Origin of the sequence: uncultured Roseovarius sp., from assembly GCF_963972555.1 — a bacterium.
Classification (GTDB): Bacteria; Pseudomonadota; Alphaproteobacteria; order Rhodobacterales; family Rhodobacteraceae; genus Roseovarius; species Roseovarius mucosus.
Genome location: NZ_CAXAUM010000009.1, coordinates 12460 through 27048, shown reverse-complemented (window position 1 = coordinate 27048; position 14589 = coordinate 12460). Strand labels below are relative to the sequence as shown.

The following is a 14589-nucleotide window of genomic DNA, read 5'->3' as shown; positions in this document are numbered from 1 at the left end:
TGCCGCGCGGTGCCCGTCCGCCGGGTGGGCGCTGCATCTTCTCAGGAAGGCACTTTATCCTAGACAAATACTTCTGCGATTTCAGCGTGTTGAAACGTCGCAAAAGCGCCAGCCCGAGGGGGCGGACGGGCGCTGCGCGGCGGCACCTGCGGTGCCTTGATTCCGCGCATAGAAATTGACAGCGTTGAGCGTAACCCCGCCACGGCGCATATTATCACGACATCAATGCTGCACTACGGACCAAGGTCACCAATGCGCAAGAAACGAACCTTGCAAAGTTGTAGCACGTCATCATGTTGTGTGACGGATGACCCAGAAAGTCCGGCCCTTGTACAACCAATTCATAAGGTGGCCGTTGCTCTTGGATCGACTGTTAGCGACCTAACCGTTGTGGTGACGTTGGAGAAGAGATATTGCTCATATCAACTCAGAGTAATTTGGAATCGTACGATGAAGCGGCGTTGGGTTTGGTTCAACCGACAAGCCGATCAAGATGACAATATCTTCTCAGTTCTGGCATGTTTGGAAACACTCGCCAGTGTCAGTATCGGATTAAGCCTAGCCGTCTCCTATGATTGGGCGACTTGGGTACTAATATTGTCACTCATTGCGCCAATTTTCTTTCTTCGCTCCCCAGAAAGTCTTGAATCCACAAAGAGGTACTACGAGCGTGCGGTTCATAGGCCGCATCGGTTCCAGCTTTATGGAGTGCTTTTTGCTCTTATACTTTATAATTTCAACGCACCATTTTGGGCTTGGGTAGTTTTGCTTGCATTCGGTGGCCTGGCGTTTGGACACTTGTACAACGCTTGGTATATTCAGTTTAATTCGACCCTCGCTCACATCGACAAGGGCATAAAGCAATTACCTGAAAACTACTTTCGGACGCTGTTTGTTTCCGATTTCACTACAAAGCCAGAGATGTTTCCAGGAAGCGGCAATGTTGCGGCGGTTCCACACTTGAGTCACTCACTCCTGTACTTCCCGCCGCCGCGCAACCTATGGACGTTCATTGTATCGGCAAACTGCACGTTCGCCTTGCTTGGTGTCATGGCGTTAAGGTTCGTGTCCAAGGCATCGGCGTGGCTATACCTACCACTGGTCTTTCTGTCTTGGCCTAGCCGCTTACAAACTGACTATAAGCATCAAATCATTTGGATAAGATCTCAGTCCGCGAAATCTATTGAGTTATTCAGATTCTTGCTCGCGGTTCTAATTGTGCTGTTTTTTCTCGGCTCAATTCTAGATGCGACTGAAGTGACAAATTTGCTTCCGGTGGGTTCACGCGAAAATCCTCTTGGGACATTGATCGCTCTATACTTCGTAACGGACCTGAATGACGTTCAGCCATGGCACTATATATCTGTAATTAATGCTGCGCTAACAATAACTCTATACTTTATGATGGACGGGTGCAGGAAGGAGTCAATTGCCGGACAAACTGAATTCCCTAGGAGGTTATGGCTTATTATTTTTGGCACCAGACTACGAAGCTTGCTCTCGGTTTTTTGGATTCTCGTAGTCATGTTTTTCACCGTTGAGTACTATTATCTGCATTGCAATTTTTCAGGGTGGTTAACGCATTTGCCGAGCTTTTTCCTAGGAGAGCAAGCATGTGAGGCTCCATGAATGTTGCTGTTGTCCTAACGGTAAAGGGCTACCCAAAAGCATCGTTCAGCAAAGGTTCGCTTCCCGCCGGACATGTAGCCTGATCGTGTCCGCTTCGGACTGGAACCCGTCATAGCACGGATAAAACCCAAGGCACCCAAGCCCCCCCTTCACCCCTCCCCCTTCAAAACCTCAGGCCACCTTGCATCCCCACGGGCGATGAACCCCGGCACATCGGCCTGCCACTTCCCCTGAATGTCATCGTTGAAATTGAGGTAAAGCTTGCCCTCCACGATCGCCCAATTCTGCGGTTGCGTTGAGTAAAGCTTGCCCTTCTCCGCCACCGCCCAGGCGCAGAAGCCGCCATATTGCGGCGCATAGCGGGCGGGGTCGGCGGCAAAGGCGTCGCGGTTCTCGGCACTGGCGAAATGCCAGGTCGCGCCGTTCCAGTCGAAACGATGCGCAGGCGATCCCGTCACCGGGCGCCCCTCGCTGAAATAGCCCACCGGATCGGTGCCGCCCAAGGCCACGCCCTCCGGGGCATAAACCGGGGCTGCCGCCAGTTCCTCGAACCCGCCCCGCCCCCAGACGAGATAGCCCACCGCCCCGGCCCCAACCAGAACCGCGCCCGCCAAAACGCCCCGCCGTGTGATCATCGCGCGTCTCCCCTGCTGATCCAACTCTGCGCTCACCTAAGCACGGGTTCGTGAAATCCAAATCACGAAACCGCCAGCGCCCCCTTGCCATTGCCTTTGCCGCCGCAAATCCCCTAAAAGATGCGCAAACCCCAACGCCCGGAGGCCCGATGCCCGACGCCCAGCCCTTCCTCTCCGCTTTCCACCCGGTCGAAGAGGGCTGGATCGACTACAACGGTCACATGAACATGGGCTACTACACCGTGCTTTTCGACCGCTGCGCCGATGAGGCATTCGAGGAAATGGGCTTTGGTCCCGAGTATCGCGCCACCCGCAACCTCACCACCTTCAGCGCCGAGTTCCACATCCGCTATCTGCGCGAGGTGAAACTGGGCGATCAGCTTCGCAGCAGCTTTTATCTTCTCGACCACGATGGCAAGCGCTTTCACTTCTTTCAGGAACTCTATCACAGCGATGGCTGGATTGCCGCCACGGGCGAAGGGCTGACCCTGCATGTGGATCTCAACGGCCCGCGCGTCGTGCCCATGCCCGAGGATGTCACCGCGCGTGTGGCCGCGATGGCCAAGGCGCACGCCGCCCTGCCCCGCCCCGACGGCATCGGCCGTCGTATCGGCCTCAAACCCAAGGGCTGACCCGCACGATGCCCACCGTCCTGCTCATCGAACAGGCCCTCAACGGGCTGCAATTCGGGGTGATGCTGTTTCTCATGGCGGCCGGGCTCACGCTCATTTTCGGCGTGATGGGGCTCATCAATCTGGCCCATGGCTCGCTTTACATGATCGGTGCCTTTGCGGCAGCTTGGGTGGCGGGGCTGACCGGCTCTTTCCTTCTCGCGCTCGCCGCCAGCCTTGCTGCTGCCGCGCTTGCGGGCGTGCTGATTGAACTGCTCGTCATCCGCCGCCTCTACGACCGCGACCACCTTGATCAAGTGCTCGCCACTTTCGCCCTCATCCTGATCCTGTCCGAGGGCACCCGCTGGGTCTTTGGCTCATTCCCGCTCTATCTCGACACGCCCGACTGGCTCTCGGGCACGCTGCGCCTGCCGTTTGGCATCGACTATTCGCGCTACCGCCTTGCGATGATCGGCGCAGGGCTGGTGATCGCCGCCGCCCTCTTTGCCATGATCTCGAAAACCCGCCTCGGCATCCGCATCCGCGCCGGCGAGAATGACCGAGAGATGATCGCCGCCCTCGGCGTCAATATCTCGGCGCTCTATACAGTCGTTTTCGCCCTCGGCGCGGCCCTTGCGGGCTTTGCGGGGGCGCTCATCGGCGCGGTGCAATCGGTGCAGGTCGGCATGGGCGAGCCGGTGCTCATTCTCGCCTTCGTCGTCATCGTGATCGGTGGCATCGGCTCGATCAAGGGCGCGTTCATCGGCGCGCTTCTCGTCGGTCTGACCGACACCATGGGCCGCGCCCTTCTTCCAACCGTCTTCGCCACCTTCATGGACCCGGCGGCGGCCAATTCCGTCGGCGCCTCTCTCGCCTCGATGGCGATCTATATCCTCATGGCCGGCGTCCTGATCTTTCGGCCCCGTGGCCTCTTCGGGGCCGCGACATGAGCCGCGAACCCCTGCTCAACGCCGTCCTGATGGCCATACTTCTGCTCTTCCCCCTCTACGCTTGGGTCATGGACGAGCCGTTTCTGATTACCCTCACCACCCGCGCGGTGATCCTCGCCATCGCCGGGGTCGGGCTCAACATCGCGCTCGGCTTCGGCGGGCTCGTCAGCTTTGGGCATGCGCTCTTCTTCGGGCTGGGCGGCTATGCCATGGGCATCCTCGCCTATCACGCCCAGACCTACACCAGCGTCACCGACTGGCCCCTGACAATTCCCGGCACCAAATCCATGCCGGTGATCTGGGTCATCGCCACGCTCACCTCGGCCCTTGCTGCCCTCGCCGTCGGCGCGCTCTCCCTGCGCACCACAGGGGTCTATTTCATCATGATCACCTTGGCCTTTTCGCAGATGTTCTACTACTTCGCGATCTCTTGGCCCACATACGGCGGCGAGGATGGTCTTTCGATCTATGTCCGCAACGGCTTTCCTGGCCTCAACACGATGGACCCAATCCAGTTCTTCGCGCTCTGCTATGGGCTTCTGGTGCTGATCCTTGTCTTCACCACGCGGCTTGCCCGCTCCAACTTTGGCCTCATGCTGGGTGCCGCACGGCAGAACGAGGCGCGCGTTGCAGCCGTGGGCCACCGCCCCTACCGCCTCTATCTCATCGCCTTCACGCTCTCAGGCGCGATCACCGGGCTTGCCGGCGCGCTTTTTGCCGATCTCAACCGCTTTGTCAGCCCGGTGATGTTCTCCTGGCAGACCTCGGGCGAGATCATGGTTTTCGTGATCTTGGGCGGTGTCGGCCGCGTCTTTGGCCCGGTCGCCGGGGCCGCGCTCTTTATCCTGCTTGAACACAGCCTCGGCGGCCTCAGCGATTATTGGCACATCTACTTGGGCGCGATCCTGCTTGGCACCGTGCTTTTCGCACGCGGCGGTCTCTTTGGACTGCTTGCGGGACGGGGACAGCCGCATGACTGATCCCATCCTCGATATTCAGGGACTGACCAAGAGCTTTGGCGCGCTCACCGCCAGCCGCGACATCACGCTCGATCTCAGACCCGGCGAGATTCACGCCCTGATCGGCCCCAATGGCGCGGGCAAATCCACCCTCATCGCCCAGATCGCCGGCGCGCTGCGCCCTGACGCAGGCCGCATCCTGTTTGACGGACGCGACGTGACCGCCCTTGATACAGCCGCGCGCGCGCAGCTCGGCATGGCGCGCACCTTCCAGATTTCGGCCCTGCCGATGGACTATACCGTGCTGCAAAACGCCCTGCTTGGCGCGCTTGGCCAGCGCGGCGATGTGGTGCGCTTTCTGCGGCCTGCGCTGCGCGATGCCGATCTGCGCGCCCGCGCCGAGGCGGCACTCGAAACCGTGGGCCTGCTCGACGCCCGCAACACCCGCTGCGCAGAGCTGTCGCACGGGCAACGCCGCCAGTTGGAGGTGGCCATCGCCCTCACCCTGCGCCCGCGCGCCTTTCTCATGGATGAACCCATGGCCGGGCTAGGTGCCGACGGCACCCGCGCACTGACCACGCTGCTCGACGGTCTGCGCGCCGAGGCCCCGATCCTCCTGGTCGAACATGACATGGATGCGGTCTTTGCCCTCGCCGACCGGATCAGCGTACTGGTCTATGGCCAGATCATCGCCACAGGCACCGTGGACGAGATCCGCCGCGACCCCGAGGTGCGCAGCGCCTATCTCGGCGATGATACGGACGAGGCCGCAGAATGACCCTGCTGTCCCTCGAACATATCACCGCCTCTTACGGCGCAAGTCAGGCGCTCTTCGATGTGAACCTCTCGATCAGCGAAGGCGAGGTGGTGGCCCTCATGGGTCGCAACGGCATGGGCAAATCCACCACCGTCAAGGTGATCTGCCGCCTCCTCCGCCAGAGCGGCGGCACCGCCACCTTTGCCGGGCGTGACCTCAGCCGCCTGCCCGCTCACCGCGCCGCCCGCGCAGGCATCGGCCTTGTACCCGAGGGGCGGCGCTGCTTTGCCGGCCTCACTGTGCGCGAGAACCTCATCGCCGCCGCCCGCCCCGGTCCGTGGGACATGGCCGCCGTCACCCATCTCTTCCCGCGCCTGGCCGAACGTCAGGATCAGATCGCCGCCTCCCTCTCAGGCGGTGAGCAACAGATGCTCGCCATTGGCCGGGCGCTGATGACCAATCCCCGCCTCCTCATCCTAGACGAGGCGACCGAAGGGCTGGCCCCGGTCGTGCGTCAGGAAATCTGGGCGGCATTGGCCCGCCTCAAATCCGAGACTGGCATGGCGCTCCTGGTGATCGACAAATCCATCCGCGAACTCGGGCGCGTCGCCGACAGCGCCGTGATCCTTGAAAAAGGGCGCACCGTCTGGGCCGGGCCGTTTGGCGCGCTCACCCCGGACCTCACCGATTCCTATCTCGGGGTCTGACACCATGGACCGACCTTACAAAACTCGCGCGAAATTGTAGGCTCCGTAAGGTCACTCCCCAAGAAATCCTCGACGGGCGCGCCACGGCTGGTCTAGTCTACGCATAGGCATAGGCTGGGGACCTGTGCCGGATTGGGGACAGAACGGATGTTTGCTCTGATTTTCAAGCGGTTGGCGCTTGGGCTGGTCACAATCTGGCTGGTCTCGGCGCTTATCTTCCTTGGGGTCGAGGCCCTGCCCGGCGATGCCTGCACCGCCGTTCTGGAACGCGACGCCCATGGCGAGGCACTTGAAAAATGCCGTGAAATCATGGGGTTGAATGCGCCTGCGCTCGCTCGCTATCTGTCTTGGGCGGCCTCTGCGATGCAAGGGGATTTCGGGATTTCCGCAAATGGTCAGGAAAGCATCTCGGAACTCGTCGGCTACCGCGTTCGCAACTCGTTTTTACTTGCGGCGGGGGCGCTAAGCGTTGGAATTCCCTTGTCTATTTTCCTTGGCACCGTGGCCGGACTGCGCCGTGATACCTGGGTCGACATTCTTTTCTCCACTGGCGCAATCCTCGCCATGACCATTCCCGAATTCGTCGCCGCCACCATCCTGATCCTTGTCTTTGCCATCTGGCTGGGCTGGGTTCCAGCCATCGTCCTAACCCCCGCCGACGCGCAACCCCTTGAATTCTTTCCTGAATTCATCCTTGCTGCGGTGGTTCTGACCATGCTCATGGTGGCGCATATCATGCGCATGGTGCGTTCATCCGTGATCGACGCCATGGCCAGCGACTATGTGCAAATGGCCACGCTCAAGGGTGTCCCCTATTGGCGGATCGTGTTTCGCCATGCCCTGCCCAATGCCCTGCTGCCGGCGATCAACATCATCGCCCTCACCGTGGCATGGCTCTTGGGCGGGGTGGTCGTGGTCGAAGTTGTCTTTAATTATCCGGGGCTTGGGCGGTTGCTTGTCGACTCTATCTCGGGCCGTGACCTGCCCGTTGTACAGGCTATCACCCTTATCGTGGCCGCGACCTATGTCGCCATCAACCTCATCGCCGACATTCTCAGCCTCGCCCTCAACCCGCGCCTGCGCAGCCACCACATGAGGCGGGGATGAACCGCACCTTCGCCATCCTCCGCGCCATGGCGCATCGCCCTTCGGGTGCCATCGGCCTTGCCCTGGTCCTCAGTCATCTTGTGCTGGCCCTCATCAGCCCTTGGATAGTTCCCTTTGATTACAAAGAGATGAACGCGCTCCAGACCCTCACGGGGCCCTCGTCCGAGCATTGGCTGGGCACCGATCACTTGGGCCGCGACGTGCTGACCCGCGTGCTTTTGGGGGGGCGCGAGGCTTTGGTGATCACCGGCATCGCCACTCCGATTGCCCTTCTCTGGGGCGGTCTTTTGGGCGTCTATCTCGGGTTGCGCGGCGGTTGGGCGGACGACATCACCCTGCGTCTTGTCGATGCGTTCCTTGCCCTGCCCGGAATCCTGCCGCTCTTGGTCTTGATCACCGTCTTTGGCAGTGGGGGCGAGGTTCTGATGCCCACATTGGCGTTTTTCTTCGGGATTCCAGTGATCCGCGTCGCCCGCGCCGCAGCGCATGAGGTGGTTGCCCGCGATTTCATCGCCGCCGCGCGCGCCCGTGGGCACCGCCCGATGGACATCGTGCGCCGCGAACTCTTGCCCAATGTCACCGACGTGTTGCTGGTCGAAGGCGCGATGCGCTGGTCCTGGATGCTCTTGGGATTTTCCGCGCTGTCCTTTCTGGGCTTTGGCGTCGCTCCCCCACGCCCCGACTGGGGGCTGATGGTTTCTGACGCCCGCGTCTATATGTCGTTGGCTCCATGGGGTGTGATCGCACCGGTTGTGGCCCTCTCCAGCCTTATCATAGGCATCAACCTCACGGCGGACGCGCTCGCCAAGACGCTCGGCCTTGATCAAAGCCGGGCGGCGGTGGTGTGACATGAGCGCGCCCCCCCTTCTCGACATTCGCAAGCTCTGCATCGGATTTCGCGGGCGATCCGGACGCATCCTGCCTGTGCTGCATGAAGTCGATTTGACGGTCTGTCGCGGAGAGAGCCTTGGAATCGTTGGGGAAAGTGGATCTGGAAAGAGCACACTTGCACTGGCGGCCATGGGCTATCTGAAACACGGGCTCGTCAGGCTGTCCGGCGAAGTGATCTATAACGGCTCTGATACCTTTGCCCTCTCCGCGCAAGAACTGTCGAAGGTTCGCGGCGGGCAACTGGGCCTTATTCCACAAAATTCCGGACAGGCCCTAACCCCGACCCTGCGGATCGGGAAGCAAATCAATGAGGCCCTGCGCCTGCATTGCGACCTGCCAGAGAGCGCGTATGCGGCACGCGCGCTGGATCTTCTGACCCAAGTACGCCTGCCCGATCCCCAAACAATCCTGCGCCGATATCCGCATGAATTGTCGGGCGGCCAGCAACAGCGCGTGGCCATTGCCATGGCCCTCGCCGGAGAGCCGGATGCGCTCTTGCTGGATGAACCGACTACCGGACTTGATGTCACGACGCAGGCGCATATCCTTGACTTGCTGCGCGATCTGGCGAGCGCGCGCAATATGGCCATGGTCTATGTCAGCCACGATCTGGGCGTCATCGCGCGGGTCTGCGACCGGATTCAGGTGCTCTATGCGGGGGAAACCGTACTGACGGGACCAACACGGAGCGTGCTCAGCCACCCTGCTCACCCCTACGCCCGCGGCCTTCTGGCTTCGATCCCCCGACTTGGCGACAGCACCCTCCCACGGGCATTGGAAGGTCGCCCGCCCGGACCAGAGAGCGCCCGCTCGGGATGTGCCTTTGCTCCGCGCTGCGCCATGGCGACCGAGACCTGCCAGACCACCCGCCCCCCAATGGTTACAGGCGAGGCGGATCAAATGACACGTTGTCACTACCCGGACGAAGTTGGGAGTATGCGCTCCGGACATGCCGGCGCGGCGCTGACCTGCTGCTCTGCTGACAGTCCGCTTACCCTCTCACTCGACAGCCTCGCGATCTGCTATGAGCGTCCCGGTTTCTTCGCGCGACTGACGGGGCAGCCTGCCCCGCCCGCGACGGTAGATGGGATCACGCTTGACCTTCGGCGCGGCGAGACTTTGGGGTTGGTGGGCGAGTCCGGCAGTGGCAAATCCACCATCCTGAAATCCATCGCCGGTCTCTTGGCCCCCGCCAAGGGCCGGATCAGCCTTGACGATGGAACTGCACTGCCTTCTTTGGCTGAAGACCGCCGCCCCGATCAGTTGCGGCGCATTCAGATGATTTTCCAGAACCCCGACGATAGCCTCAATCCCCGCCAAACGGTTGGCGAGATATTGGCCCAACCCCTGCGGCTCTATTTCGGGCTAAAGGATCACGCACTGCGCGACCGTGCCACCGAACTGCTAGAAACGGTGCGCCTCGGCGCGCATTACCTCGACCGCCGACCGGGGCAGCTATCGGGGGGTGAAAAGCAGCGTGTCGCCGTAGCGCGCGCCTTTGCGGCCGGGCCGGACATCGTGCTCTGCGACGAGATCACCTCGGCGCTCGATGTTTCGGTGCAGGCGGCAGTTCTGGAATTGCTGAACGATCTCAAAGGGCTACATGGCACAGCCTTTGTATTTGTCAGCCATGACCTGACTGTGGTTCGGGCGCTTTCAGACAGGGTTGCCGTGCTCTATCAAGGGCGGATATGCGAAATGGGACCGGCAGCAGCGGTCTATGCGCAGCCCTCGCACCCCTATACCGAGGCGCTTTTGGGTGCGGTTCTAGAGCCTGATCCGGATCAGGTTTCTCGGCTTTTGGCCGAGGATGCGGTGGAGCTTTCACCACCTGCGCGTGGCTGTCCTTTCCAGCGGCGCTGCCCGGTCAAGCGTGGCACGGTCTGCGAAACAGACGCCCCGCCCGCACAAGAGGCCGGGGGCGGCCATGTGATCCATTGCCATATCCCGCTGGACGAGCTGCGCGGTTTGGGACAGCAAGCCCAGAACTCTTGAAACGGTTTCCAGTCTTTTCCATTGAAAAACCGATCACCTCAACAAAAAAAGCCCGGCCAACAGGCCGGGCTCTTCCATATCTTGTGCGCAATCCTTACTGATCGCGGCTCTCCGGGGTTTCGACAAAATTGTCGAACTCATCCCCGCCAACCACGTCATTGTCGATCACCGGGGCCGCCAGAGCAGCGGCCGCCGCCGCCTCTTCCTGACGGGCCTCAATCACGATGCTGTCGCGCGCTGTCGCAATACGCCGCATTTCCTGGGTTGCCCCACCCGTGCCCGCCGGGATCAGGCGGCCCACGATGACGTTCTCCTTGAGACCCACCAACTTGTCGCGCTTGCCCTGAACTGAAGCCTCGGTGAGGACGCGGGTGGTTTCCTGGAAGGACGCCGCCGAGATGAACGACCGGGTCTGCAGCGATGCCTTCGTGATCCCGAGAAGAATCGGCTCGCCCGATGCCGGACGCCCGCCCTTGGCCTCTGCCTTGGCATTGGCCTCGTCGAACTCGACCTTGTCGACATGCTCTCCCTTGAGCAGCGTGGTATCGCCCGAGTCCTGGATTTCCCACTTCTGCAGCATTTGACGCACAATGACTTCGATGTGCTTGTCGTTGATCTTCACACCCTGCAGACGGTAAACCTCCTGCACCTCGTCGATCATGTAATTTGCAAGCGCTTCGACACCCATGATGGCGAGAATGTCATGTGGCGCGGGGTTGCCGTCCATGATGTAATCGCCCTTCTGGACATAGTCACCCTCCTGCACCGGAATGTGCTTGCCCTTGGGCACCATGTACTCCACGGGCTCAAGGCTCTCGTCTGTGGGTTCGATGGTAACGCGACGCTTGTTCTTGTAGTCGCGGCCATAGCGGACATACCCGTCGATTTCCGCAATGATGGCATGATCCTTGGGGCGGCGTGCCTCAAAGAGTTCGGCCACACGCGGCAGACCGCCGGTGATGTCCTTGGTCTTGCCACCCTCGCGCGGGATACGCGCGATCACGTCGCCGGCTTGCACCTGCTGACCTTCTTCAACCGAGAGAATGGCATCCACAGACATCGGATAGGTCACAGGATTGCCCGCGTCATTGCGCATCGGCTCACCGTCATCGCCAATGATGAACACCTCGGGCTTCAGTTCGTTACCGCGAGGCGCTGCGCGCCAGTCGGTCACGATCTTTTGGGTCATGCCTGTGGCTTCGTCGGTCACGTCACGCACCGAGACCCCCGAGGTCAGGTCCACGAACTTTGCGGTGCCTGATTTCTCGGCGAGGATCGGAAGGGTATAGGGATCCCACTCGAACAGTTTCTGACCGCGCGTGACTTTGGCCCCTTCCTTCACAAAGAGCTTGGTGCCGTAACCGACCTTGTGGTTGGCAAGCTCAATACCCTTGTCGCCCATGATCCGGATTTTCATGTTCCGGCCCATAACGAGGGTCTCGCCATTGGCGTTCTCCAGCGTCTGGGGTTGATCATAGGTGATCGTGCCCTCTTGGCTCGCCTCAAGGAAGGACTGTTGCCCCCCCTGTGCCACGCCGCCGATGTGGAAGGTCCGCATCGTAAGCTGCGTGCCGGGCTCGCCAATCGACTGAGCGGCGATGATGCCGACCGCTTCGCCGATGTTGACCATGGTGCCGCGCGCAAGGTCACGACCATAGCACATGGCGCAAACGCCATCCTCGGCCTCACAGGTCAGCGGCGAGCGCAGACGCACGGTTTGCACCGCCGCCTCTTCCAACGAATCCGCCATACGCTCGTCGATGAGTTGACCCTTGGCAATCAAGACCGCATCGCTGATTGGATCAAAGATATCCTCTGCCGCAACCCGGCCAAGGCAACGCTCTGCCAAAGAGGCCACAACTTCGCCGTCGTTTACCGCCGCTTCGACCGTGACCGCGCGCTCGGTGCCGCAATCATGCTCGCGCACGATGCAGTCCTGCGCCACGTCCACCAGACGTCGGGTCAGATACCCCGAGTTTGCGGTTTTGAGAGCGGTATCCGACAGACCCTTACGGGCCCCGTGGGTCGAGTTGAAATACTCGAGAACCGTCAGACCTTCCTTGAAGTTCGAGATGATCGGCGTCTCGATGATGTCGCCGTTCGGCTTGGCCATCAGGCCACGCATGCCGCCCAACTGCTTCATCTGCGTGACAGACCCCCGCGCGCCAGAATGCGCCATCATGTAGACGCTGTTAGGCTCGCGCACGGCACCGTTCTCGTCGCGCACCTCGGCGGAGATGGTGGACATCATGGCCTCGGTGACCTGATCGTTACACTTTGACCAGGCATCGACGACCTTGTTGTACTTTTCACCTTGGGTGATCAGGCCGTCCATATACTGCTGCTCAAAGCCTTTGACCTGAGTGCGGGTCTCTTCGACGATCCCCCACTTGTTGTCCGGAACGACCATGTCATCCTTGCCAAAGGAAATGCCCGCCTTGAACGCTTCGCGGAAGCCGAGGGTCATGATCTGGTCGCAGAAAATGACGCTCTCTTTCTGACCGCAATAACGATAGACGGTGTCGATGACCTGCTGCACCTCTTTCTTGCGCAACAGACGGTTGACAAGGCTAAAGGGCGCCTTGGCATTCTGCGGCAGAAGCGCACCGAGACGCGCGCGGCCCGGCGTGGTGACAACGCGCACCATGACCTCGTTGCCATGCTCATCGATCTGCGGCACTCGCACGGTTACCTTGGCATGCAGATGTACCTCGCCCGCGTCAAGCGCATGCTGCACCTCACCCAAGGACGAGAACACCATGCCTTCACCCTTCATCCCGTCGCGCTGAAGCGTGACGTAATAGAGGCCGAGGATCATGTCCTGCGACGGGACGATGATCGGCGCGCCGTTGGCGGGCGACAGCACGTTGTTGGTGGACATCATCAACACGCGCGCTTCCAACTGAGCCTCAAGGCTCAGCGGCACGTGCACGGCCATCTGGTCTCCGTCAAAGTCGGCGTTGAAGGCGGAACAAACGAGCGGGTGAAGCTGGATTGCCTTACCTTCGATCAAGACCGGCTCGAACGCCTGAATGCCCAGACGGTGCAGGGTCGGCGCGCGGTTCAGCATCACGGGATGCTCGCGGATCACCTCATCCAGAATGTCCCAAACCTCGGGGCGTTCCTTTTCCACCAGCTTTTTGGCCTGTTTCACGGTGCTCGACAGGCCCTTGGCCTCGAGCCGCGAATAGATAAAGGGCTTGAAGAGTTCGAGCGCCATCTTCTTGGGAAGGCCGCACTGATGCAGCTTGAGTTCCGGACCGGTCACGATCACCGAACGACCCGAAAAGTCGACCCGCTTGCCCAGAAGGTTCTGACGGAAGCGGCCCTGCTTGCCCTTGAGCATGTCCGAGAGCGATTTCAGCGGGCGCTTGTTCGCGCCAGTGATGACCCGGCCACGACGACCGTTGTCAAAGAGCGCATCCACCGATTCCTGCAACATCCGCTTTTCGTTACGCACGATGATATCGGGCGCACGCAGCTCAATGAGCCGCTTGAGGCGGTTGTTCCGGTTGATCACCCGACGATAGAGGTCGTTGAGATCAGACGTGGCAAAGCGGCCCCCATCGAGCGGCACCAGAGGGCGCAGTTCGGGCGGAATGACCGGGATCACCGTCATCACCATCCATTCCGGGCGGTTGCCGGATTCGATGAAGGACTCAACCACCTTGAGGCGCTTGATGATCTTCTTGGGCTTCAACTCGCCCGTGGCTTCCTTGAGGTCGGCGCGCAGTTGCTCGGCCTCGGCCTCGAGGTCGATGTTCTGGAGCATCTCGCGGATCGCCTCGGCGCCGATATTGGCGGTAAAGGCGTCCATGCCATAGGCATCCTGCGCATCCATGAACTCTTCTTCGGTCAGCATCTGGCCATAGGTCAGATCGGTCAGACCGGGCTCGATTACCACGTAGTTTTCGAAATAGAGCACCCGCTCCAGATCACGCAGCGTCATGTCCAGCATGAGACCGATGCGCGAGGGCAGCGATTTCAGGAACCAGATATGGGCGCAGGGGGCGGCCAGCTCGATATGGCCCATACGCTCGCGCCGGACCTTTTGCAGCGTGACTTCGACGCCGCATTTCTCGCAGACAACGCCGCGATATTTCATGCGCTTATATTTGCCGCAGAGGCATTCGTAATCCTTGATCGGGCCAAAGATACGCGCGCAGAAGAGACCGTCACGCTCGGGCTTGAACGTGCGATAGTTGATGGTCTCGGGCTTCTTGATCTCGCCATAGGACCAGCTGAGGATACGCTCCGGGCTGGCAAGGCTGACCTTGATTTCGTCGAACACCTTGGCAGGGGCCACAGGGTTGAACGGGTTGTTTGTCAGTTCCTGGTTCATTTTCAA

The 14589-nt window shown here is 60.6% G+C and carries 11 protein-coding genes; 9 read left to right on the top strand and 2 right to left on the bottom strand.

Going from position 1 to position 14589, the window contains the following annotated elements; translation table 11 throughout:
- Nucleotides 1–450 precede the first annotated feature (450 nt).
- Complete coding sequence (locus AACZ65_RS10465; RefSeq protein WP_339670587.1) at nucleotides 451–1629, top strand: hypothetical protein; 1179 nt, start codon at nucleotides 451–453, stop codon at nucleotides 1627–1629.
- Nucleotides 1630–1778: 149 nt separating this feature from the next.
- Here AACZ65_RS10465 and AACZ65_RS10460 read toward each other — a convergent pair whose 3' ends face one another.
- The gene (locus tag AACZ65_RS10460; protein ID WP_339670585.1) at nucleotides 1779–2264 is read right to left on the bottom strand and encodes a YHS domain-containing (seleno)protein; all 486 of its coding nucleotides are present in this window, start codon (nucleotides 2262–2264) and stop codon (nucleotides 1779–1781) included.
- 149 nt (nucleotides 2265–2413) lie between these two features.
- Here AACZ65_RS10460 and AACZ65_RS10455 point away from each other — a divergent pair, with 149 nt between their 5' ends.
- From AACZ65_RS10455 to AACZ65_RS10420, 8 genes are all read left to right on the top strand, one after another.
- Nucleotides 2414–2896: a thioesterase family protein gene (locus AACZ65_RS10455; RefSeq protein WP_339670583.1), complete on the top strand. Its 483-nt coding sequence runs from the start codon at nucleotides 2414–2416 to the stop codon at nucleotides 2894–2896.
- A gap of 8 nt (nucleotides 2897–2904) precedes the next feature.
- Nucleotides 2905–3825: a branched-chain amino acid ABC transporter permease gene (locus AACZ65_RS10450; protein ID WP_339670581.1), complete on the top strand. Its 921-nt coding sequence runs from the start codon at nucleotides 2905–2907 to the stop codon at nucleotides 3823–3825.
- On the top strand, nucleotides 3822–4805 hold the full coding sequence (locus AACZ65_RS10445) for a branched-chain amino acid ABC transporter permease (RefSeq protein WP_339670580.1): 984 nt from the start codon (nucleotides 3822–3824) through the stop codon (nucleotides 4803–4805). Before AACZ65_RS10450 ends, AACZ65_RS10445 begins: the two co-directional genes overlap by 4 nt.
- Nucleotides 4798–5562 carry an ABC transporter ATP-binding protein gene (locus tag AACZ65_RS10440; protein ID WP_339670578.1) on the top strand — a complete coding sequence of 255 codons (765 nt, stop codon included), beginning with the start codon at nucleotides 4798–4800 and terminating at the stop codon, nucleotides 5560–5562. The genes AACZ65_RS10445 and AACZ65_RS10440 overlap by 8 nt, the downstream gene beginning before the upstream one ends.
- Nucleotides 5559–6248, top strand: a complete 690-nt coding sequence (locus AACZ65_RS10435; RefSeq protein WP_339670576.1) for an ABC transporter ATP-binding protein — start codon at nucleotides 5559–5561, stop codon at nucleotides 6246–6248. Before AACZ65_RS10440 ends, AACZ65_RS10435 begins: the two co-directional genes overlap by 4 nt.
- Nucleotides 6249–6395: 147 nt before the next feature.
- Nucleotides 6396–7355 carry an ABC transporter permease gene (locus AACZ65_RS10430; protein WP_339670574.1) on the top strand — a complete coding sequence of 320 codons (960 nt, stop codon included), beginning with the start codon at nucleotides 6396–6398 and terminating at the stop codon, nucleotides 7353–7355.
- A complete protein-coding gene (locus AACZ65_RS10425) occupies nucleotides 7352–8203 on the top strand; it encodes an ABC transporter permease (RefSeq protein WP_037270703.1) in 852 nt (283 codons plus the stop codon). Before AACZ65_RS10430 ends, AACZ65_RS10425 begins: the two co-directional genes overlap by 4 nt.
- 1 nt (nucleotide 8204) lies before the next feature.
- Nucleotides 8205–10241 carry an ABC transporter ATP-binding protein gene (locus tag AACZ65_RS10420; RefSeq protein ID WP_339670571.1) on the top strand — a complete coding sequence of 679 codons (2037 nt, stop codon included), beginning with the start codon at nucleotides 8205–8207 and terminating at the stop codon, nucleotides 10239–10241.
- Nucleotides 10242–10335: 94 nt separating this feature from the next.
- On the opposite strand, the gene rpoC is transcribed toward AACZ65_RS10420, so the two are convergent.
- Complete coding sequence (rpoC, locus tag AACZ65_RS10415) at nucleotides 10336–14583, bottom strand: DNA-directed RNA polymerase subunit beta' (RefSeq protein ID WP_339670569.1); 4248 nt, start codon at nucleotides 14581–14583, stop codon at nucleotides 10336–10338.
- Nucleotides 14584–14589 lie beyond the last annotated feature (6 nt).